Annotated in this window: 27 protein-coding genes; 12 read left to right on the top strand and 15 right to left on the bottom strand. The window is 70.9% G+C overall.

The window, feature by feature from the left end; translation table 11 throughout:
• Positions 1-8 precede the first annotated feature (8 nt).
• From GEV27_RS09480 to GEV27_RS09465, 4 genes are read right to left on the bottom strand one after another with little or no spacing between them, the layout of a single operon-like run.
• Positions 9-719, bottom strand: a complete 711-nt coding sequence (locus GEV27_RS09480) for a DUF881 domain-containing protein (protein ID WP_153652765.1) — start codon at positions 717-719, stop codon at positions 9-11.
• Positions 712-1,044, bottom strand: a complete 333-nt coding sequence (locus GEV27_RS09475; protein WP_153652766.1) for a small basic family protein — start codon at positions 1,042-1,044, stop codon at positions 712-714. The genes GEV27_RS09480 and GEV27_RS09475 overlap by 8 nt, the downstream gene beginning before the upstream one ends.
• On the bottom strand, positions 1,041-1,838 hold the full coding sequence (locus GEV27_RS09470; protein ID WP_153652767.1) for a DUF881 domain-containing protein: 798 nt from the start codon (positions 1,836-1,838) through the stop codon (positions 1,041-1,043). The genes GEV27_RS09475 and GEV27_RS09470 overlap by 4 nt, the downstream gene beginning before the upstream one ends.
• 2 nt (positions 1,839-1,840) lie before the next feature.
• The gene (locus GEV27_RS09465) at positions 1,841-2,416 is read right to left on the bottom strand and encodes a CDP-alcohol phosphatidyltransferase family protein (protein ID WP_243838673.1); all 576 of its coding nucleotides are present in this window, start codon (positions 2,414-2,416) and stop codon (positions 1,841-1,843) included.
• A 207-nt stretch (positions 2,417-2,623) separates the two neighbouring features.
• Here GEV27_RS09465 and GEV27_RS09460 point away from each other — a divergent pair, with 207 nt between their 5' ends.
• A complete protein-coding gene (locus tag GEV27_RS09460; protein WP_194839799.1) occupies positions 2,624-3,241 on the top strand; it encodes a superoxide dismutase in 618 nt (205 codons plus the stop codon).
• Positions 3,242-3,304: 63 nt separating this feature from the next.
• Here the strand turns inward: GEV27_RS09460 and GEV27_RS09455 are convergent, their stop codons facing one another.
• Genes GEV27_RS09455 through GEV27_RS09440 form a run of 4 tightly spaced genes read right to left on the bottom strand, consistent with a single transcriptional unit; the run spans position 3,305 to position 7,032 of the window.
• Positions 3,305-5,263 (bottom strand): cytochrome c oxidase assembly protein, encoded by a 1,959-nt coding sequence (locus GEV27_RS09455; protein ID WP_153934129.1) that lies wholly within the window; start codon positions 5,261-5,263, stop codon positions 3,305-3,307.
• On the bottom strand, positions 5,244-5,777 hold the full coding sequence (locus tag GEV27_RS09450) for a copper resistance CopC family protein (RefSeq protein WP_153911251.1): 534 nt from the start codon (positions 5,775-5,777) through the stop codon (positions 5,244-5,246). The genes GEV27_RS09455 and GEV27_RS09450 overlap by 20 nt, the downstream gene beginning before the upstream one ends.
• Positions 5,770-6,468 (bottom strand): YcnI family protein, encoded by a 699-nt coding sequence (locus GEV27_RS09445; RefSeq protein ID WP_153934128.1) that lies wholly within the window; start codon positions 6,466-6,468, stop codon positions 5,770-5,772. Before GEV27_RS09445 ends, GEV27_RS09450 begins: the two co-directional genes overlap by 8 nt.
• Before the next feature lie 36 nt (positions 6,469-6,504).
• Positions 6,505-7,032: a hypothetical protein gene (locus tag GEV27_RS09440; RefSeq protein ID WP_153934127.1), complete on the bottom strand. Its 528-nt coding sequence runs from the start codon at positions 7,030-7,032 to the stop codon at positions 6,505-6,507.
• A gap of 124 nt (positions 7,033-7,156) precedes the next feature.
• Here GEV27_RS09440 and rocD point away from each other — a divergent pair, with 124 nt between their 5' ends.
• The 5 genes from rocD to GEV27_RS09415 all read left to right on the top strand — a co-directional run bounded on the left by rocD (position 7,157) and on the right by GEV27_RS09415 (position 12,362).
• On the top strand, positions 7,157-8,368 hold the full coding sequence (rocD, locus tag GEV27_RS09435) for an ornithine--oxo-acid transaminase (RefSeq protein ID WP_153934126.1): 1,212 nt from the start codon (positions 7,157-7,159) through the stop codon (positions 8,366-8,368).
• A gap of 20 nt (positions 8,369-8,388) precedes the next feature.
• Positions 8,389-10,026: an ABC-F family ATP-binding cassette domain-containing protein gene (locus GEV27_RS18250; protein WP_309222146.1), complete on the top strand. Its 1,638-nt coding sequence runs from the start codon at positions 8,389-8,391 to the stop codon at positions 10,024-10,026.
• Between the two features lie 98 nt (positions 10,027-10,124).
• Entirely contained in the window at positions 10,125-10,544 is a 420-nt protein-coding gene (locus GEV27_RS09425) for an SHOCT domain-containing protein (protein ID WP_153934125.1), read from the top strand.
• Entirely contained in the window at positions 10,541-11,794 is a 1,254-nt protein-coding gene (locus GEV27_RS09420; RefSeq protein WP_153934124.1) for an amidohydrolase, read from the top strand. Before GEV27_RS09425 ends, GEV27_RS09420 begins: the two co-directional genes overlap by 4 nt.
• A gap of 46 nt (positions 11,795-11,840) precedes the next feature.
• Complete coding sequence (locus tag GEV27_RS09415; RefSeq protein WP_153934123.1) at positions 11,841-12,362, top strand: DUF1269 domain-containing protein; 522 nt, start codon at positions 11,841-11,843, stop codon at positions 12,360-12,362.
• A gap of 125 nt (positions 12,363-12,487) precedes the next feature.
• On the opposite strand, the gene GEV27_RS09410 is transcribed toward GEV27_RS09415, so the two are convergent.
• Complete coding sequence (locus GEV27_RS09410) at positions 12,488-13,309, bottom strand: fused MFS/spermidine synthase (RefSeq protein ID WP_309222145.1); 822 nt, start codon at positions 13,307-13,309, stop codon at positions 12,488-12,490.
• Positions 13,310-13,389: 80 nt separating this feature from the next.
• Here GEV27_RS09410 and GEV27_RS09405 point away from each other — a divergent pair, with 80 nt between their 5' ends.
• Entirely contained in the window at positions 13,390-13,791 is a 402-nt protein-coding gene (locus tag GEV27_RS09405) for a hypothetical protein (RefSeq protein ID WP_153934122.1), read from the top strand.
• Between the two features lie 8 nt (positions 13,792-13,799).
• Here the strand turns inward: GEV27_RS09405 and GEV27_RS09400 are convergent, their stop codons facing one another.
• The gene (locus tag GEV27_RS09400) at positions 13,800-14,831 is read right to left on the bottom strand and encodes an LLM class flavin-dependent oxidoreductase (protein WP_153934121.1); all 1,032 of its coding nucleotides are present in this window, start codon (positions 14,829-14,831) and stop codon (positions 13,800-13,802) included.
• A gap of 1 nt (position 14,832) precedes the next feature.
• A complete protein-coding gene (locus GEV27_RS09395; protein ID WP_153934120.1) occupies positions 14,833-15,069 on the bottom strand; it encodes an RNA-binding S4 domain-containing protein in 237 nt (78 codons plus the stop codon).
• 23 nt (positions 15,070-15,092) lie between these two features.
• Here GEV27_RS09395 and GEV27_RS09390 point away from each other — a divergent pair, with 23 nt between their 5' ends.
• A complete protein-coding gene (locus GEV27_RS09390; protein ID WP_153934119.1) occupies positions 15,093-15,458 on the top strand; it encodes an RNA-binding S4 domain-containing protein in 366 nt (121 codons plus the stop codon).
• On the opposite strand, the gene GEV27_RS09385 is transcribed toward GEV27_RS09390, so the two are convergent.
• Both GEV27_RS09385 and GEV27_RS09380 read right to left on the bottom strand, forming a co-directional pair.
• Positions 15,455-15,868: an NUDIX domain-containing protein gene (locus GEV27_RS09385; RefSeq protein ID WP_309222144.1), complete on the bottom strand. Its 414-nt coding sequence runs from the start codon at positions 15,866-15,868 to the stop codon at positions 15,455-15,457. The genes GEV27_RS09390 and GEV27_RS09385 overlap by 4 nt on opposite strands.
• Positions 15,865-16,461 carry a TIGR00730 family Rossman fold protein gene (locus GEV27_RS09380; RefSeq protein ID WP_153934118.1) on the bottom strand — a complete coding sequence of 199 codons (597 nt, stop codon included), beginning with the start codon at positions 16,459-16,461 and terminating at the stop codon, positions 15,865-15,867. The genes GEV27_RS09385 and GEV27_RS09380 overlap by 4 nt, the downstream gene beginning before the upstream one ends.
• A gap of 175 nt (positions 16,462-16,636) precedes the next feature.
• Here GEV27_RS09380 and GEV27_RS09375 point away from each other — a divergent pair, with 175 nt between their 5' ends.
• The 4 genes from GEV27_RS09375 (at position 16,637) to GEV27_RS09360 (ending at position 20,174) form a co-directional block, all read left to right on the top strand.
• Positions 16,637-16,885: a hypothetical protein gene (locus GEV27_RS09375; RefSeq protein ID WP_153934117.1), complete on the top strand. Its 249-nt coding sequence runs from the start codon at positions 16,637-16,639 to the stop codon at positions 16,883-16,885.
• A 2-nt stretch (positions 16,886-16,887) separates the two neighbouring features.
• A complete protein-coding gene (locus tag GEV27_RS09370; protein WP_309222143.1) occupies positions 16,888-18,018 on the top strand; it encodes a JmjC domain-containing protein in 1,131 nt (376 codons plus the stop codon).
• On the top strand, positions 18,015-18,929 hold the full coding sequence (locus GEV27_RS09365) for a sucrase ferredoxin (RefSeq protein WP_309222142.1): 915 nt from the start codon (positions 18,015-18,017) through the stop codon (positions 18,927-18,929). The genes GEV27_RS09370 and GEV27_RS09365 overlap by 4 nt, the downstream gene beginning before the upstream one ends.
• A gap of 141 nt (positions 18,930-19,070) precedes the next feature.
• On the top strand, positions 19,071-20,174 hold the full coding sequence (locus GEV27_RS09360; RefSeq protein WP_194944176.1) for an SGNH/GDSL hydrolase family protein: 1,104 nt from the start codon (positions 19,071-19,073) through the stop codon (positions 20,172-20,174).
• A 27-nt stretch (positions 20,175-20,201) separates the two neighbouring features.
• Here the strand turns inward: GEV27_RS09360 and GEV27_RS09355 are convergent, their stop codons facing one another.
• On the bottom strand, positions 20,202-20,405 hold the full coding sequence (locus tag GEV27_RS09355; protein ID WP_228765144.1) for a hypothetical protein: 204 nt from the start codon (positions 20,403-20,405) through the stop codon (positions 20,202-20,204).
• Positions 20,378-20,536 carry a hypothetical protein gene (locus GEV27_RS17785; protein ID WP_228765143.1) on the bottom strand — a complete coding sequence of 53 codons (159 nt, stop codon included), beginning with the start codon at positions 20,534-20,536 and terminating at the stop codon, positions 20,378-20,380. Before GEV27_RS17785 ends, GEV27_RS09355 begins: the two co-directional genes overlap by 28 nt.
• Positions 20,537-20,665 lie beyond the last annotated feature (129 nt).

Here is a 20,665-nt window from a genome sequence, read left to right as displayed (position 1 = left end):
TTGCCGGGTCAGGATGTGGGTTGAGCGTACTCCGGGCTCTTGACGTCGGCCAACGCCGTGATGGTGACCTTGTCCTTCTGGTTGACGATCACCGTCGCGCCGCGATTCTCCAGCCCGTCGACGAGCCCGCCGGGGAAGCGTACCGCCTCGGCGAGGCTGGCCGAGTCGCCGATCACCTCGATCCGGTACGGCCGCTTGACCTCGCGCCCGCCGACCCGGATCTGGTTCTCGTCGTCCAGGAAGTACGTCTGCGCGACCACGCGGGCGACGCCGTTGATGGCGATGACCTCGGCGCCCGCGTCGCGGAGCTCCTCGATCGCGTCGAGCATCGCTGCCGCGTCGATCCGCTCCTCGGGGTCCTGGACCACGACCTCGATGCCGGGGCCGGAGGCGCCGACGCTGCCGGCCAGGATCGCGAGCTCCTCGGCCCGCTTCGCGGCCTGCTCCTGGGCCCGCTTGCTGCGCCGGGTGCTGCTGAGCAGCCCGTTGCGTGTCGTGGTGAGCTCGTCGATCTGGCTGTTGAGCCGCTCGTTGGCCGAGTCGAGCGACTTCAGCAGCTCGACGAGCTCGTCGCCGCGGACACCGGAGTAGTCGTCGGAGTCGTCGTTGCGGACCTGGACCGTGATCGCGAACGCCAGGCCGCCGATGAGGGCGGCCACCACGAGCTGGGAGACGCTGACCCGGAACAGGGAGCGGCGCTTGCGCGGAGTCTCAGGCATGGAAGATCCGTCGACGAATGGCTGCGGCGTTGGCGAAGATGCGGATGCCGAGCACGACCACGACACCCGTGGACAGCTGCGAGCCCACGCCCAGCTGGTCGCCGAGGTAGACCATGAACGCCGCGATCACGACGTTGGAGATGAACGACACCACGAAGACCCGGTCCTCGAAACGGCGCTCGCCGAGGGCGCGCAGGGCACCCACCACTGCGTCGAGGGCGGCCACGATCGCGATGGGAAGGTACGGCTGCAGATCCGCCGGCACGGTCGGCTGGAACGCCAGACCGACGATGACGCCGATCGCGAGCCCGATGACCGGGATCATTCTTCCCCCTTGATGGCGGTGGCATGACGGATCGTGAGCCGCGGCTTCGGGACCACCCCGACGCGCAGCTCAGATGATCGTGACACGTCGAAGCCCACGCCCGCATCCTGCTGTCTCTTGACCCAGTATCGACCGGCGGGGTTCTCCTCGAAGCGCTCGGCCATGGTGTCCTCGTCGCCGATCGCCTCGACGACGTACGGCGGTGCGATGCCGCGGTAGTTGACCTTGATCACGCTCTCGGCGAAACGGATCGCCGACAGCGTGCCGATGCGGTTGCCGTTGATCGACACCGCCTCCGCCCCGGCGTACCAGAGCCCGTTGACGAGCACCCGCAGGTCCTGGTCGCGGATCTGGCCGTCGATGTCGTCGTTCGGGTTGGGCGTGACCCGCACCGTGACGCCCGGCCCGGTCGCCCCCACGTCCGCGGCCACGAGGCGCAGCTCCTGGTAGGCCGGGTCGAAGCTGTCCACCTGCCCCTGCAGCGCGTTGACCTCGGCCCGCAGGCGCACGGCGGTCGCCTCGCGGTCGGCGAGGGTCTCCTTGCGGGCGTCGACGTCGTCGATCAGCGTCGCGCGCTCGCGCTCGGTCGCGGGACGGTCCGAACGGGTCTGGATCGCGGCGACCGCGACCAGCAGGGCGAAGACCGCCATCACCACCCCGGTCAGGACCGTGTTGAACTGTCGCTTCTGCGCGCCGGGCCCGGAACGGACGACGTAGTAGTCGTCGTCGAGCGCGGTGTCGGCGATCTGCTCGAGCAGGCCCTCTGCCCGGTTCGCGGTGTCCGGCTCGCCCACGGTCAGCTCCGGACGACGCGGTCGGTCGTCGTCAGCAGCCGCCTGACCTGGAATGCGTAGAGGATGCCGCCCCACCAGTAGAGCGCGACGCCCCAGATGGTGAACGCCCAGCCGAAGACGTTCGCGAGGTCGGCCACCGTGCCCGTCGAGTCACCGAGCAGCAGGAGCGGGAAGGCGTAGAGCAGGCTCGCGGTGGCGGCCTTGCCGAGGAAGTGCACGGGCAGCGAGCTGTAGCCACGGGTGCGCAGGAAGGGCACCAGGCTGAACAGGAAGACGTCGCGCAGCGGCAGGATCACGGCCAGCCACCACGGGATGATGTCGCGGAAGCCGAGGCCGATCACGACCGCGAGGATGTAGAAGCGGTCGGCGACCGGGTCGAGGATCGCGCCGATCTTGGACGTCTGGTTGAACGTGCGAGCGAGCTTGCCGTCGAGGTAGTCGGTGATGCCCGAGACCATGAGGACCAGCAGGGCCAGCCCGTCCTTCTCGGGGCCGAGAACGAGCCACAGGAACACCGGCACGAGCAGCAGTCGTACGAAGCTCAGGGCGTTGGGGATCGTGAGGACGCGATCGTTCACGCCAACCGCCTCCTCACGTCGTCTCGAGCCCCCGAATGTCCACAGACAGACTAGGTCATGGCACCAGACGGCCTTGTCGCGGACACGGCCCTCGCGACCACGACGTGGGCACCCCCGTTGCATCGGGGAACAGGACTGACAGACTGGACGTTGAACCCCGAACAACTCACAGCAGGGCACAAGGGTGCCCTCATCCCGAGGAGGAACGTGGCTGTCTACTCTCTTCCGGACCTGCCGTACGACTACGGCGCTCTGGATCCGCACATTTCGGGCAAGATCATGGAGCTTCACCACTCGAAGCACCACGCCACCTACGTCGCCGGCATCAACCAGGCGCTCGAGCAGCTCGAGGAGGCCCGCGAGAAGCAGTCCTTCGGCAACATCAACGTGCTGGAGAAGAACCTCGCCTTCCACCTCGGTGGTCACATCAACCACTCGATCTTCTGGAAGAACCTCTCCCCCGACGGCGGCGACAAGCCCACGGGTGAGCTCGCGGCAGCGATCGACCAGGACTTCGGCTCGTTCGATGCGTTCCGCGCGCAGTTCGAGGCCACGGCCCTCGGTCTGCAGGGCTCCGGCTGGGCGATCCTCACGTGGGACACGCTCGGACAGAAGCTCGTCGTCGTGCAGCTGTTCGACCAGCAGAACAACATCCCGGCCACGCTGATCCCGATCACGCAGCTGGACATGTGGGAGCACGCGTTCTACCTGGACTACCTCAACGTCAAGGGCGACTACGTCAAGGCGTGGTGGAACATCGTCAACTGGGCCGACGCCCAGGAGCGCTTCACCGCAGCAACCTCCGGCGGCCAGATCATCTTCTGAGTCTGACGTCGACCACGACGGCGGGATCCCTTCGGGGGTCCCGCCGTCGTCGTTCGTGGGGGCTCAGGGCTCGCGGCGCCGGCCGTGCTCGGCCAAGTCGCGCAGCCGTGCGTTGTACGCCTCGAGCGCCGCGTCCTCGTTGCGGTCCTCGGCCCGGTCGTAGCGCTTGGCCTCGCGCGTGTCGGACCGGAACCACTGGAACAGGATCGCGATCATGACCAGCACGAGCGGGATCTCGCCCATCGCCCACGCCATCCCGCCGCCGAGGTACTGATCGGCCAGCAGGTCGGTCCGGTACGGACGGTCGAGCGCCTTCCAGTAGTCCAGGGCGAACACCGTGTTGGACGACATCACCGCGATCGCGAAGAACGCGTGGAACGGCACCGTCACCAACAGCATCCCGAACCGCGCGATGGGCTGCAGGTTGCGCGGCGACGGGTCGATCCCGATGAGGACGTAGTAGAACAGCGTGCCCACGGCCAGGAAGTGCAGCTCCATGATCGGGTGACCCCAGTGGTTGCCCATGAGCGTCTCGAAGATCCCGGTGAAGTACAGGCCGTAGAGGCTGCCCACGAACAGCACCGGCCCGACGAGCGGGTGGGTGATGAACGTGGAGTAGCGCGAGTTCAGGAAGCCCAGCAGCATCGAGCGCGGCGAGACCTCCCCCGGCTGGCGCGGACCCGGCAGCGTACGCAGCGCGAGCGTCACGGGAGCGCCGAGGACCAGGAAGATCGGCGCGACCATCGACAGCAGCATGTGCGAGGCCATGTGGGCGCTGAACAGGACGTGGGAGTACTCCCCCAGGCCGCCGAACGTGGCCCATGCGACGGCGGTCATGCCCGCGAGCCACGAGAGGGTCCGGCCGACCGGCCACGCGTCGCCGCGCCTGCGCATCGCCCAGACGCCACGCAGGTAGAGCGCGGTGCCGAGGCCCACGATCGCGAGGCCGACGCCGTTGCCGGCGAAGCCCCACAGGAGCCGCATGATCGTGGGCGCGTCCGGCATCGGACCGCCCAACAGCTCCTCGACGGGGGTCTTGAGCACGTCCTCGCCCACGGGGGTGGGCGTGCGCGAGAGCGCGACCGCGAGGCCGATGGCCGCGCCCATCAGGAACAGCTCGACGACCGCGATGCGCAGGAAGCCCCCGCCCGCGGCGGCGATGCGGCGGCGCTGGCGCTGGCCGAACACACCGAGCAGCACGAGCGCGACGACCTTCGCGACGACCAGCTGGCCGTACGTCTCGCCGAACACGTCGCCGAACGACCGCAGGCGCACGGTCGCGTTGACGACGCCGGAGACGCCCACGATGACGAACGCCCACAGGGCCAGCGACGAGTAGCGCGTGATCGCGGGCTCGAGGCGCTTGCTGCCGCGCATCGCGACCCAGCCGAGAGCCGCGAGCCCGCCGACCCACAGGGTCACGCCCAGCACGTGCAGGAACAGGCTGGTGGTGGCCAGGTCGTGCGAGCCCGAGCCGGCCGCGTGCCCGGTCAGTGCGATCGGTGCGAGCGTCGCCAGCGCCAGTCCGAGGATCGCGGCGAGGCCGCGGATCGAGAGGGTCCAGCGGGCCGCGATCGCGACGAGGGCCGCGCCGAGCGCCTGCAGGAGGATCGCCCGGCCGTCGGACGTGCCCGCATAACCGCTCACCTCCGCGTACGACAGGCTGCCCATCGGCTTGGCGAAGACGTCGGCAACCTTGGGGATGAAGTAGACGAGGCTGCCGATCGACCAGACCGCTGCCCAGCGCGAGGCGAGCCGGGTCGCCTGGACGGACAGCCCCTGCACCTCGGGCTCGCCCGACGGCAGCAGGAACACCGCGGCGACCAGGAAGCCGACGACCAGCAGCGCGGAGAGGTCGAGCACGAGCTTGATGAACGGGATGGACCAGCCGACCAGGCCGCCGGGGTCGGGGAGACCCTCGGGCACGGGTTGGGGTGCTCCCCCGCCGACGACGAGGAAGAACAGCAGGGCGAGGCCGGCGATGACGAAGCCGGCAGCGGTGTCACGCACGGTCTGCGTCATCACGCCTCCTCACAGGTGCCAGCAACAGGACGACCGCGACCACCGCGGCGAGGATTCCCCAGAGCAGGTGCCCTCGGTGGCGGTGCAGGAAGGTCTGCTCCTGCGGCTTGTCGGCCTGGGCCACCGCGCGTCCTGCGGCCACGTCGTACGTGATCGTGCCCGTGACCGGGTGCCCGTCGGTGGACATGATCCGGTACGCCGCCGAGTAGCGTCCGCTCTGGTCGACGTCCTCGACCGTCGCCTCCACGGTCCGGTCGACCGCCGAGATGTCCGACACCTCGACCTTCGATCCGTCGGGGGCGGTCACGGCGACGAACGCGGGATTGCCGACCGCCTCGTTGAACCGCAGGGTGATCGTGGTCGGGGCCGCCGCGAGGGTCGAGCCGGACTCCGGGTCGGAGCCGATCAGCGCCGCATGGGCGCCGGCCGGCCCCGACCCGAGGCCGCCCGTCACCAGCAGGACGGGCACGGCGAGACCCACGAGGACCCCGCGGAGGAGGACGTCTTTACGCACGACGTCGATTGTGTCTCAGCGACACAACCAGCGCGCCCACGGCCACCACGAGCGCGGCCCCGGCGAGCCACGTCGCGAGGTCGTCGTCGGAGTCGTCGGCGTCCGTGTCGGCCGAGGCCTCGTCCGTGTCGTCCGCGGCGTGGGCCCCACCGTGGCCGTCGTCGGACGCCTCGGCGAGCGTCATGGTGGGCGCGGGGTGCTCCGGCTCGGTGTCGCCCTTCTGGACGTCGTCCCAGCTGACGACCTCGCCGTCGTCGTACGTCTGCTCGGCCGCGAAGGTGATCGAGTCCTCGTCGGGGAACGGCCCGCCCGAGATCGCGAACTCGTCGAACTGGCTCGTCGGGATCCCGCCGTCGGTCGCGGTCCAGGTGATCGTGCGGACCACCTCGGTCAGCTCGAAGTCGCCGACCTTGGTGGGCTCGGCGAGCTTCTCCTTGCCGATCTCGACCTTCCACCCGGGCTTGGCGCCGGCCGTGACGAACGCGAACGGGGTCTTCTCCGGCAAGGTGACGACCAGCTTGGTCGTCGCTGCCTTGTCGGACTCGTTGGGCACGCGGAACACGGCCTTGCCGAATCCGCCCTGCGCAGCGTCCGTCGACGAGACGCCGACGTGGGCGGAGGCGGGGGCGGCCACTGCCACGAGGGCAGCGGTGATGAGCGCGGCGCTGAGCCGCGCGGTGGTGCGATGCATGGAAGTTCTCTTCTGTGAGGGGATGTGCGGAACGGATCAGGACGATCCGGTCGGCGGTCCTCTCACGACGCGCGAGTGCGCGAGACGTACGTCGTGCAGCTGCCGTGGTGCGAACGACGGCAATGCGACCGGAGCGTGCGGCGGGCCCGTCACGACAACGGTGGTGTGGGCCCGCAGGCCGAGACGTTCGGCCAGCCGCCAGGCCAGCGCCTCGCCACGAGCCAGCAGCAGGGCGCTGACCGCGACCGCAGCGGCGTGGCCGCCGATCATCTGGGGGGACATGACCATGTCGCCGCTCGATCCGGACAGGTGGACACCGACCTGGCACAGGGTCAGCAGGCCGACCATCTGTCCGGGGGTCACCCGCCGGGCCGTCAGGAGCCACGCGATCGTCGCCGCACCCACGAACACCACGACGACGGATGCGGCCGGCATCGGACCCCCAGAACCCACGTGGCCGGTCGCCGCCGCGCCGACGCACGTGAGCGCCGCGGCAAGAGAACGAGCGAGGCGCACCGGACCGCCGAGCGGACGCAGCGCGTCGGCGAGAGCGGGGTCGGTCACGACCTCAGGCTAGCCTGCGGTCCGGCTCATCCGGCCCGCGACCTCGGGCTCGGGCCGCGTCCCGCCGGGCCGGCGCGCCGCTGGTGGCTGCGACCTGGCCGCCTCGGCTTGTAGCGTGTGTGACATGGCAGATCATGGACACACCTCCTCGTACATCACGCTCGACGAGGAATGGGGAGCGCACAACTATCACCCGCTCCCTGTTGTCATCTCCGAGGCGGAGGGCGCGTGGGTGACCGACGTCGAGGGCAACCGCTACCTCGACTTCCTCTCGGGCTACTCCGCGCTCAACTTCGGGCACCGCCACCCCGTGCTGGTGCAGGCCGCCCGTGAGCAGATGGACCGGCTGACGCTCACGTCGCGCGCATTCCACAACGACCAGTTCGGCGCGTTCTGCCGTGAGCTGGCCGAGCTGACCGGCACCGAGACCGTGCTGACGATGAACACCGGCGCCGAGGCGGTCGAGTCGGCCATCAAGGTCGCGCGCAAGTGGGCGTACGAGGTCAAGGGCGTCGAGTTCAACGCCGCCGAGATCATCGTCGCCACGGGCAACTTCCACGGCCGCACGACCACGATCGTGTCGTTCTCGGACGATCCGGCCGCGCACGACAACTACGGGCCGTTCACGCCCGGCTTCGTCACGGTCCCCTACGGCGACCTCGAGGCGATCCGCGCCGCGATCACCCCCAACACCGCCGCGATCCTCATGGAGCCGATCCAGGGCGAGGCCGGCGTCATCGTGCCCCCGTCAGGCTTCTTCGCGGGCGTCCGCCAGCTCTGCGACGAGAATGACGTGCTGATGATCGACGACGAGATCCAGGCCGGGCTGGCCCGCACGGGCGAGCTGTTCGCTCTCGACCATGACGGCGTCCGCGCCGATCTCTACACGCTGGGCAAGGCGCTCGGCGGCGGCATCATCCCCGTCTCGGCCGTGGTCGGGCGCGCGGACGTGCTCGGAGTGCTCAAGCCCGGTCAGCACGGATCGACGTTCGGCGGCTACCCCATGGCCTGCGCGGTCGGACGCGCCGTGGTGGGACTGCTCGCGACCGGCGAGTTCCAGGAGCGGTCCGCCGATCTCGGGCGCTACCTGCACGGACGCCTCGACGAGCTCGTCGGCAAGGGCGTCGCCAGCGTGCGCGGTCGCGGGCTCTGGGCCGGCGTCGACATCGACCCGTTGGCCAAGACCGGCCGCGAGGTGTCGATGGCGCTGCGCGACCGCGGCGTGCTGTGCAAGGAGACGCACGAGCGCACGCTGCGCATCGCTCCCCCGCTGGTCATCACCAAGGACGAGATCGACCACGCGGTCGACGCGCTGGCGGGCGCACTGGAGGCGTAGCCGACTCGTAGGATCGTGCCGTGAGCGCAACCGTGGTGGCCAAGGACCTCGCCGGCGGGTACGCCCACCGGACCCTCTTCTCGGCGCTCGATCTCACGGTGGCACCGGGTGACGTCGTGGGCGTGGTGGGCGCCAACGGGGCCGGCAAGAGCACCTTGCTGCGTCTGCTCGCGGGGGTGGACGCCCCGCTCGAGGGCTCGGTGTCGCTCGCCCCCGCCGATGCGTTCGTCGGCTGGCTCCCGCAGGAGCACGAGCGGATCCCCGGCGAGACGGTGGGCGGCTACATCGCCAGGCGCACGGGCGCAGCCGAGTCGACCGCCGCGATGGAGTCGTCCGCAGCCGCCCTCGGCGACGGGGACCCGGACGCCGACGACCGCTACGCCGCGGCGTTCGACCGATGGCTGGCCAGCGGCGCCGCAGATCTCGAGGACCGGCTGCCCGCCGCTCTGCGCGAGGTGGGGCTGACCGTGGGGCCGCACGCCCTGATGACCGAGCTCTCCGGCGGTCAGGCCGCCCGGGCAGCTCTCGCGGCCCTCATGCTCAGCCGCTTCGACGTGGTGCTGCTGGACGAGCCGACCAACGACCTGGACCTGGGCGGGCTCGCACAGCTCGAGGCGTTCGTGCGCGGTCTGCGCTCGGGCGTCGTGCTGGTCTCCCACGACCGCGAGTTCCTGGCCCGCTGCGTCACCCGCGTCGTCGAGCTCGACCTGACCCAGGACCAGGTGCGCGTCCACGACGGCGGCTACGACGCGTACCTCGAGGAGCGCGACATCGCGCGGCGCCATGCCCGCGAGGCGTACGACGCGTTCGCGGACAAGAAGGCCGATCTGGTCTCCCGGGCGCGCACGCAGCGCGAGTGGAGCTCACAGGGCGTCCGCAACGCGATCAAGAAGGCCCCCGACAACGACAAGATCCGTCGGCGCGCCCAGACCGAGTCGTCGGAGAAGCAGGCGCAGAAGGTGCGCCAGATGGAGTCGCGCATCTCCCGGCTCGAGGAGGTCGAGGAGCCGCGCAAGGAGTGGGCGCTGCAGATGCAGATCGCTGCGGCTCCCCGGTCCAGCGCGGTCGTCGCGACCCTCAACGACGTCGTGGTCCGCCACGGCGACTTCACCCTGGGGCCGGTCTCGCTGCAGGTCGCTGCCGGTGACCGCATCGGGATCACGGGGCCCAACGGCGCCGGCAAGACCACGTTGCTGCGCGTCCTGCTCGGCCGGGAGGCCCCCGCCGCCGGAACGGCGTCGCTGGGAGCGTCCGTCGCGATCGGCGAGATCGACCAGGCCCGCACGGTGCTCGCGGACCACGTGGTGCTCAGCGACGCGTTCGAGCTGGCGGTGCCCGACATGTCACCCGCCGACGTCCGCACCCTGCTGGCCAAGTTCGGGCTCAAGGCCGACCACGTGACGGTCCCGGTCGGCCGGCTGTCGCCGGGCGAGCGCACGCGGGCGGCGCTGGCCCTGCTCCAGGCACGCGGGGTCAACCTGCTGGTGCTGGACGAGCCCACCAACCACCTCGACGTCCCCGCGATCGAGCAGCTCGAGCAGGCACTCGCGGCGTACCGCGGGGCCCTCCTGCTGGTCTCGCACGATCGTCGCCTGCTCGAGAACGTCGAGCTCGATGCCCGTTGGGACGTCGACGACGGCCGGGTCACCGTCCGCTGATCCCCGCCCGGTCGCGGAAGGACGTTGTGCCCTGACGATCGTCGGCGACAGCCGCGACGCTGGTGCCCCAACGTCCACCGAGGGAAATCGGGGTTGTCATGTCAGCATTCGGCTACGACGGGTGGGACCTGGTCTGGTCGGTGTTCACCGTCCTCGCGTTCGTCGTCTACGTCTTCGCGTTGTTCGCGGTGATCAGTGACCTGTTCAGTGATCACGAGCTGAGCGGATGGTGGAAGGCGCTGTGGGTCGTGCTGCTCGTGCTGCTGCCGTTCCTGACGATCCTGGTCTACCTGATCGCACGCGGCCGGGGCATGCAGGAGCGCGCACAGAAGCGCGCTGCGGACGCCCAGCGTGCGACCGACGACTACATCCGGGCCACGGCGCGGCAGAGCTCTCCCGCCGACGAGATCGCCAAGGCCAAGGCCCTGCTCGACGAGGGCACCATCACGCAGGGCGAGTACGAGTCGATCAAGGCCCAGGCCCTCGGCACGCAGACCCCGACAGGAGCCGCACGATGACCGCCACCGCCGCCCAGACCATTCTTCCCGTCGATCCCGCGTGGAGCGATCTCTACAAGGACCTCCACGCCCATCCCGAGCTCGGGTTCCAGGAGACCCGCACGACCGGCATCATCGCCGCGCGCCTGCAGGAGCTCGGCGTCGAGGTCACCACGGGTGTCGGACGTACCGGTGTCGTGGGTGTCCTGCGCAACGGCGCGGGCCCGACCGCCCTGCTGCGCGCAGACATGGACGCGCTGCCGGTCCACGAGGACACCGGCCTCGACTACGCCAGCACCGTCACGGCGACCGACGGGGAGGGCAAGGTCGTCCCGGTCATGCACGCGTGCGGCCACGATCTGCACGTCACGTGCCTGCTGGGCGCCGCGCAGGTGCTGGCGGCTGACACCTCGTCGTGGGCCGGGACGCTGATGCTGGTCTTCCAGCCCGCCGAGGAGCTCGGTGCCGGCGCGCAGGCCATGGTCGACGACGGACTCTACGACCGGTTCCCGACGCCCGACGTCGTGCTGGGCCAGCACGTGGCGCCCCTCCCTGCCGGGATGGTCGCCGCGCACGCGGGCGCCGCCTACGCGGCCTCGGACTCCCTGCGGGTGCGTGTGGTGGGCCGGGGCGCCCACGGCTCGATGCCGCAGAACTCGGTCGATCCCGTCGTGATGGCCGCAGAGATCGTCCTGCGCCTGCAGACCATCGTGTCCCGCGAGCTGGCGAGCACCGACGTCGCTGTCGTGACCGTCGGCTCGCTCAAGGCCGGTGACGCCGCCAACGTCATCCCGGGCGAGGCCGTGCTGCTGCTCAACATCCGCAGCTACGCGCCGGCCGTCCGCCAGCACATCCTCGACAGCGTGACCCGCATCGTCGACGGGGTGGCCGCCGCAGCAGGGGCTCCCGAGCAGCCGCCGTTCGAGGAGATCGAGCAGTTCCCGGTCGTGACCAACGACGCCGCCGCGCTGCACCGGACCCTCGACGGCTTCGCGCCCTGGCTGGGCCGAGAGAACATCATCGATCCCGGCGCGGCGGGCGGCAGCGAGGACGTCGGCATCTTCGCGACCAGTGCGAACGCACCGTTGTCGTACTGGCTGCTGGGTGGCACGGATCCCTCGATCTTCACGACCGGGGGGATGGACGACCCGGCCCTGCGGACGATCCCGTCCAACCACTCCCCCAAGTACGCGCCGGCGATCGACCCGACCGTGGGCATCGGCGTGACGGCCCTGGTCTCCGCGGCCAGGACCTGGCTGCCGGCGGGCTGACCGCCCCCACCACCGCCCACCACGTACGACCGAAAGGCAATGCATCATGACCGAACGCAACTACTCGCTCCTCGTGGCCGCCTACGACGACCAGTCCGCCGCGACGGAGGACTTCAAGGCGCTCAAGTCTCTCGACGATCTCGACATCGTGGCGGCCGTGGTGCTGTCACGGGACGACGAGGGCAAGGTCGAGGCCAAGGAGCACGGGGGCAAGCTCGTGCGCTACGGGACGGCGATCGGCGCGGTGGGCGGGGTCGTGGTCGGGCTGTTCGCACCCCCGCTGCTGATCGCGGGCGTGGTCGGCGCCGCCGTCGGCGCGGGAACCGGGGAGATCCTCAAGCGCCACGAGGAGAACGAGATCGGCGTCGATGCGCAGGAGTGGCTGCCTGAAGGCTCCTCGGCCGTCGTGGCCGTGGTGGACGACCTCTATCTCGACCGCATCGACAGGGCCTTCGACCGCGCGAGCAAGCACATCTCCAAGGCCATCGACAAGGGCGACTACGACGCGGTCATCAAGGCGGTCAACAAGGGCGAGGACAAGATCGTCGAGGCCATCGCCTCCACCTGACCCACTGGCGCACCCCAACCCGCGACTGGCGCAACCCGATCCGCGACTGGCGCGGAGTGGAGAAAATGGGACGGCGTGTCGTCGACTTCTGCGCCACTCGCGGGTTGGTGTGCGCCACTCGGGGGTCAGCTGAAGAAGGTGGCGCCGCCGGGCGGTGCCGGGGACCGCTCGGAGTCGGAGTCGGTGAACGGCGCCTTGGCGGCGAACGTCGTCACGACGTCGCGATAGGGCAGCACGCGGTACGGGAACGGCGAGCTCGCGGCTCGTCGCGCGAGCGCCTCCCACGGCAGCGGGGCCTGCGAAGCGACAACCAGCACGTTGCCGAACCGTCGGCCCTTGAGCGTGGCCGGCTCCGCGCTGATCATCACGTGGGCGAAGACGTCGCAGACACCGCGGACGACCCGCCGCGCGTACGGGAACGGCGCCTTGTCGGCGATGTTGAGCAGCACGAGACCGTCATCGGTCACGACTCGTCCGAGGTCGGCGAAGAACTCCGCAGTCGTCAGCTCCGCCGGGATGCGGGCGCCGTCGAAGGCGTCCAGCACGATGACGTCGGCGAGCGAGTCGCGCATCGCCGCGATGCCGCTGCGACCGTCGACGGGGCGGATCTTGATGCCGCTGTGACGGGGAAGCGGCAGCCGCTCGCGCACCAGCGCGGTCACCTGCTCGTCCGGCTCGAGCACGGTCTGCGACGACCGCGGCCGCGTCGCGGCGACGTAGCGGGGAATCGTCAGGGCCGCGCCACCGATGTGCACGCACCGCAGCGGGGCCCCCGCCTCACCGTGGGCGTCGATGACGTCGGCGATCCGCTGCATGTAGTCGAACTCGAGCCGGCGGGGGTCGTCCAGGTCGACGTACGACTGGTCGGTCCCGTCGATGCGCAGCGTGAACGCCGAGGGACGGTCACGGTCCGGCACGATCTCGATGGTCCGTCCGGTGTCCTCCACGTGACCACTCTATTGAGGCGCGTCCCGTCAGTGGCACCCGCTCCGGATACGGTCGAGCCCGAAAGACGGGGAGGAGTCGCATGGGTCGACGCGTGCTGCAGGTGGTGGCACTCGCGGTGGCGGTCGTGCTCGCCGTCGGCGCCGGACGCCTGGTGCGCCACCACCTCGAGGGGCCCGATCCGGTCGACGCCGTCCGGGCCGCCACGATGGCGTACGCGACCGGTGACTGCGCCGCGCTGCGCAGGGTGACGGTCGACCCCCGTGAGATCCGCTGCGAGGACGTCGTGAGCGTCCGCGATGCCTACCGCGACGAAGGTCTCCGTCCGGCCACGTTCACGTACGCCGTGGTGTCACGGGTCGACGAGGACGCGACGGTCCGCATCTCCTACCGCCGCGGCAAGGACGCCCTGCAGGAGCTGGTGCGCGTGCGCCGCGTCGACGACGCGTGGAAGGTGTTCCCCGCGACGATGGCCGTGGGCTGATCCCGGCCTCAGCCCAGAGCGTCGTGCACGAGCGGCGCGACCTCGCGGCCGTACAGCTCGATGCTGCGCATGAGCTTGTCGTGCGGGAGCGTGCCGTTGCTGAACTTGAGGTCGAAGCGGTCCAGCCCGAGCAGTCGGACGTTGCGGATGATCTTGTCCGCGACGGTCTGCGGCGAGCCGACGTGCACCGCGCCCTCGGGCCCGGCGGCAGCCTCGAACTCCTCCCGGGTCGGCGGCGGCCAACCCCGCTCGCGGCCGATGCGCTCGCGCTGCACCGCGAAGTGCGGCCACAGCTCCTCGCGCGCCTGCTCGTCGGTGTCGGCGACGTGTCCGGGCGAGTGGACGCCGATCGGCAGCCGCGGCCGGCCGAGCTGCTCGAGCGCCTGGCGGTACAGCTGGGCGTACGGCGCGAACTGCGCGGGCGGACCGCCGATGATCGCGAGCATGAGCGGCATGCCGTAGCGGGCCGCGCGGATCACCGACTCGGGGCTGCCGCCGACGCCGATCCAGGTCATGACGGTGCCGGCCGCGGTCTTGGGGAAGACGTGCTGGTCGACGAGCGGCGGGCGCAGCGTGCCCTGCCAGGTCACCGGGCCCTCGGTGCGGAGGGCCGCGAAGAGGTCGAGCTTCTCGCTGAACAGCTCCTCGTACTGGCCGAGGTCGAGCCCGAAGAGCGGGAACGACTCGGTGAACGATCCCCGGCCCAGGATGACCTCGGCCCGGCCGCCGGACACTGCGTCGAGGGTCGCGAAGCGCTCGTAGACGCGGATCGGGTCGTCGGAGCTGAGCACCGTGACCGCGGTGCCGAGATGGATCTGCGTCGTCCGCGACGCGATCGCGGCCAGCACCACCTCGGGCGCGCTCACCGCGAAGTCATCGCGGTGGTGCTCCCCCACCCCGAAGAACGCCAGGCCCAGCTCGTCCGCGAGCACGGCCTGGTCGACGATGTTGCGGATCACCTGGTCGTACGGCAACGGTGCCCCGTCCGGGCCGGCCGTGACGTCGCCGAAGGTGTCGAGTCCGAGCTCGAGGCGGGCCATGTCAGCCGACCTCGGCGACGAGGGTCTGCGAGGCGGTGCGCACCTCGACCACCATGCCCTTCGCGAGCTGGCGGCCGCGGCGGGTCTCGACCTCGCCGTCCACCAGCACGTCGCCGTCGCCGATCATCGCGCCGGCCTGGGCCCCGGACTCCGCGAAGCCCGCGAACTTCAGGAACTGCCCCAGTCGGATCATGTCGCCCCGGATCTCGATGACCTCGATGCCGTCGTCACTGCTCATGCGGTGAGTCTAGAGTCGAGGTCATGGAGACCACCGCCCGCGCCGACGTGTGGGTCTCGTCAGTCCGGCTCTACAAGAACCGGTCGATCGCGTCCAAGGAGTGCAAGGCCGGGCACGTCCGCATCAACGGGGTCAAGGCCAAGCCGTCGCAGCCGGTCAGCATCGGCGATCGTGTCGAGGCGCTGACCGAGGGCGGGCTGCGGATCGTCGTGGTCACCAAGATCATCGTCAAGCGGGTCGGCGCACCGGTGGCCGTGCAGTGCTACGAGGACAGGACTCCCCCGCCGCCGCCCAAGGAGGAGATCGCCGTCATGCCCCGTCGCGACCGGGGTGCGGGACGTCCCACCAAGCGCGACCGCCGGGCGATGGACCGGCTGCGCGGACGCTAGCGGCCGGACCGGGCGCGCACGATCGGCAACAGCGCCCGGGTGCTCAGCGGCGCGAGGTCGATGTCGCCGGGATCGCCGGGGTCCACCCACCGGCTCTCGGCGATCTCGGCCGCAGGCGCGGGCAACCCGTGCTGCACCATGAGCGCGTAGACCTCGGCAAGCACCCGGTGGCCGGGCTCGTTCGCGGCGTCCTCCTCGAACCTGCCGACCCAGCTGAAGGCGTCCGCGGGCGGGCGCAGCCCCAGCTCCTCGTCGAGCTCACGCCGCAGCGCCTCCAGCGGGCTCTCCCCGGCCTCGATCTTGCCGCCGGGCTGCATGAACATGGTGGTGCCGTGCTTGCGCACCATCAGCGCGCGACCCGCATCGTCCACGACCAGCGCGGCCGCGACGTGGATGACCCGATCCGTCACGGCTGCGGCGCCCCGGTGGTGTCGCCGCCCCACTTGTCGGTCCACGACGGTGGCGCGGCGAGCATGCCGAGCAGTGTGTCGAGATCGCCGGAGAAGGACACGATGCCGGACTGCTCAGGTCGGACGAAGCCCTCGCTCACCATCGAGTGCAGCATCGTCCGCATCGGCGCCCAGAAGCCGTCGACGTCGAGGAATCCGCTCGGCTTGGCGTGGATGGTCAGCTGCGCCCACGTCCACTGCTCGGCGACCTCCTCGAGGGTGCCCGCGCCGCCGGGCAGCGCGATGAACGCGTCCGACAGGTCGGCCATGAGCTGCTTGCGGGCGTGCATCGACTCCACGACGTGCAGCTCGGTCAGGCCGGTGTGGGCGAGCTCCCGGTCGTGCAGCTGGCGCGGGATCACGCCGAGGACACGTCCGCCGGCCTCGAGGGCAGCATCGGCGACGACGCCCATGAGACCCACGTGCCCACCGCCGTACACGACGTCGATGCCCCGCTCGGCGAGCGTCCTGCCGGTGAGCCGGGCGGCGTCGGCGTACGCGGGCGAGGCGCCGAAGCTGGAGCCGCAGAAGACCGCGACGGACCCAAGTGTCATGTGTTCTCCGTAGAAAGGTGTCAGACCGTCATTGTTCCTGCTCCCGCGAATCGCCGCGACGACGGCCCATGTGCCGCGCCGACACCGCCGTCGCCTTGTCGAGGTCGGCCGGTGCCACCAGACTGTATGAGGGCCGTCACATCGGGCGGCCGGCCACTTCGCACCAGGAGGACGCATGACCACGACCCCGGATGAGCCGCTCGACGACAGTGACATGACCACCAGCAGCCCTGCGGACGGCACGATCCCGACCGGCGGAGACGCGGACGGCACGGACGGCGACGCGACGGACGGCACGGACGGCGACGCGACGGACGGTGACGGGACCGACGGGACCGACGGTGACGGCACCGACAGCGACGGCACCGACAGCGACGGCACCGACGGTGACGGGACCGACGGCACGGACGGCGACGCGTCCTGACCGTGCCTGATTCCGCACTCGATCTGCTCAGCGGCGACGCCCAGACCTTCGTCTCGAAGGTCTGGGCGTCGCAGACGCACCTGCACCGCGCCGATCCCGACGATCTCACTGCACTGCTGTCGCTCGACGACGTCGACACCCTGCTCACGTCGTCCGCGATCCGCACCCCGTCCATCAGGATGGCCCAGGACGGGACGGTCCTGGCCGAGTCCTCGTACACCCGCGGAGCGACCCTGGCCGGCAAGCCGCTGACCGGCCTCGTGGACCCGCGCAAGGCGCTGGCGCTGTTCGAGGGCGGGGCGACGATCGTCCTCCAGGGGCTGCACCGCTACTGGGAGCCGATCACTCTGCTCGTCGCCGAGCTGGAGCTGGAGCTCGGCCACCCGTGCCAGGCCAATGCCTATCTCACGCCGCCCGGCGCCCAGGGGTTCGCCGTCCACTCCGACTCCCACGACGTCTTCGTCTTCCAGACGGCCGGGTCCAAGCAGTGGGAGATCCATGGCCCCGACGGCGCCGAGGAACTGCTCCTCGAGCCCGGGATGTCGGTCTACCTGCCCACCGGGACCCCGCACGCGGCCCGCGCCCAGGACACGGTCTCGCTCCACGTCACGATCGGCATCAACCAGCTGACCTGGCGTGGTCTGGTCGAGCGCAGCCTCCGCGACGTCCTCGCCGAGGTTCCCGACCAGCACCTGCCGGCGGGCTACCTCGACCAGCCGGCCGACCTCGCCGACGAGCTCGGTCATCGGCTCGAGACCCTGGCCGGCCGCATCCGCGCGCTCGACCCGGCCGCGAGCGTCGAGGACGAGGTGCGCCGCTTCCTGACCAGCCGGAGCCCGCGGCTCGCCGGCGGCCTGCACGACGTGCTGGCGGTCGCGACCATCGACGACACGACCCGCCTGCGCCGGCGCCCCGGCCACCCGTGCGTGCTGCTCGCGCGCGATGACCGCCTGGAGGTCCTGCTCGGTGACCGCGCGATCGACATGCCGGCGCGGCTGCGTCCCGCACTGAACGAGGTGCGCGCCCGCCGCGAGCTCGCCCCCCGCGACCTGGCCGGGCATCTTGACGAGCAGAGCCGGCTCGTGCTCTGCCGCCGCCTCGTGCGCGAAGGGTTCCTCGAGGTCATTCGGTGACCGCACGCGATCCCGCGTTCCGCTGTGCCGTCGGCAGCGAGCTGCGCGGCGAGTCCACCGCCGGCACGGCATCGAACGTGCGTGCGTTCCTGCTGGTCGAGCACCCAGGTCCCTGGGGCGTCAACGCCCTGAGGGACGCCCGCCTCCCCGACGGACTGGGCGACGACCTGGCCCGGGCAGCCGGTGCGGCTCGGGTCCGACCGCTGCTGATCCGTCGCCCCGCGCGGCGGGTCCGTCAGGACGGGATGCGCGTCTTCGCCGCCTTCGCGCACCCGTCGCGGCCCTGGTTGGAGACCACGGTCCTCGACGACCCGCACGCGCTGCTCGAGCTCGACCTCACGGCGCTGGGCGAGGGCCGGTCCCCGGGACTGACCCCGTCCGATGCGTCGGTCCTGTGCGTGTGCACCCACGGCCGCCACGACGCGTGCTGCGCGGAGCGGGGCCGACCGGTCGCGGCAGCCCTCGCGGTCGCCCATCCGGACGACACCTGGGAGGTCTCGCACATCGGTGGCGACCGCTTCGCGGGCAACATGCTGGTGCTCCCCCACGGCCTCTACTACGGACGGCTCGATCCCGTCACCTCCGTGACCGTGGCCGATCGGCACGCCGCCGGCGAGCTCGACCTGGACCACCTGCGCGGACGCTCGGCGTACGCGATGCCGGTCCAGTTCGCCGAGATCGCCCTGCGCCGCGAGCTCGGCCAGACGCGGCACGATGCCGTCCGTCTGGTGTCGCGGCGCAAGGCCGACGAGGTCACCGAGGCAGTCTTCGCGGTGGGCGACGCGCGGTGGACGGTGCGGGTGCGTACGACCCCGAGCGCCGATCCGGTCCAGCTCACCTGCCGGGCCACCCGCGACAACCCGGCGCCGGCCCACGAGCTGCTGTCGTTCGACCGATCGCCCGCCACGTGACCGGGATCACGTCGAACCATTGACTTCGTGAGGTCAGTGCACTTTCATACCCGGAGGTAACAGCGTGTTACCCCGTGAAGGGTTGAAGGGACGACCATGAGGCGACAAGCGACTGCAGCACTCGCGATGACGGTCTTGGCGATGACACTGACCGCGACAGGCGCAGGCGCCGCGGTCAAGGTCTACGACAACGGCGCTGGGGGCGAGAGGTACGTCGCGATGGGCGACTCGGTCGCCGCCGGTCCGATCCTCCTGCCGCAGCGTCCCGGCGGAGCCCCCTGCTACCGCAGCGAGAAGAACTTCGCGACGCTGACCGCCGCCAGCCTCGGTGCCCGCGCGTTCACCGATGCCACGTGCTCGAGCGCCACGATCGACAACATCACGAAGCCGCAGGGGTCCGAGCCCCCGCAGATCGACGCGGTGGGACGCAACACGACCCTCGTGACCGTGGGCCCCATCGGGGCGAACGACGCGGGGATCGTCAGCACCGTCAGCGGCTGTGTCAACCCGATCTCCCCCGGCTGCAAGGAGCGGGACGGCCGGACCGTCCACGACAAGATCGAGGCGACCCGCCCCGAGCTCGCCGCCGCTCTCAAGGCGATCAAGAAGAAGGCCCCCCGCGCTGCGATCGTCGTGGTCGGCTACGGGCTCTACATCCCGCCGGGCGGCTGCCCGGCGGTGCAGCCCCTGACCGCCTCGGACGCCGATTACATCCAGGGACTCGTCGACCACATGAGCACGGTGCTGCGCGACTCGGCGCGCTCGGCGAACGTGACGTTCGCCGATGTGCGGGCCACGCCGGGCAGCATCGACCACACGGCGTGCGCGCCTGCCGGCCAGCGCTGGATGGAGGGTCTCATCCCGCTCAGCGCAGACGGCGCGATCCCGTTCCACCCGACCGCGATCGGGATGCAGGCGGTGGCGCCGACCGTCACAGCGGCGGCACGCCGGGCCACGGTGCTGCGCAACCGCACGATCGTCAAGGCCGTGCGTGGCGAGGCGGTGTGCCGCGGCTCGAAGGTGCGCCTGCGTGTGCTGACCAAGGGCGGCCCCGTCGTGCGGGCCGATTTCAAGGTGGGCCGCAAGTTCATCGCCCGCGACAGCTCGGCCCCGTTCGCGGTGTACACCTCCAGGAAGGCGCTCAAGAAGCGCTCGGGCAAGCTGACGGCGCGAGTCAAGATGACCCTGCCGGACACCACGGGCACCTACACCGTGAAGATCAGCCGGCCGCGGTGCTCGCGCTGAGCCAGGTGCCCCGCGTGCGCGTCTGAGTCACGGACGTCTGTTGGTCGGGTCGAAGCCGACCGGGAACTCCAGCCGGTGGGCAGCCATGGTCGAGGTGTCGGTCAGCACCTCGACCGTGGTGCCGTCCGCCACCAGGCGCCCGCCGGACAGGATCACCGATCGCTCGCACAGCTCCAGCGCGTACGGCAGGTCGTGGGTCACCATCAGCACCGTGACGTCGAGCGAGCGCACGTGTCGGCCAGCTCGCGGCGCGAGGCCGGGTCGAGGTTGGACGACGGCAGGGCCAGGCCCACGGCTGTCACCGCGACCGCGCCGGTCGCGACCGACGTCGGTGCGTCGAGGAAACCGTCGGGCACGTGCATGAGCGTCTCCTGTCGTGGACGGGGGACCTCTGCCGTCCCCGGGTGCAGTCCCTGCCGACCGTACGCACGCGGGGACTCCGGCGACAGGGCCCAACGGCCCCGGGAGCTGGACGACATCCACGACGCGGG

This window comes from Aeromicrobium sp. S22 (assembly GCF_009661045.1).
Taxonomy (GTDB): Bacteria; Actinomycetota; Actinomycetes; order Propionibacteriales; family Nocardioidaceae; genus Aeromicrobium; species Aeromicrobium yanjiei.
This window is presented reverse-complemented; position numbering and strand designations above follow the sequence as displayed.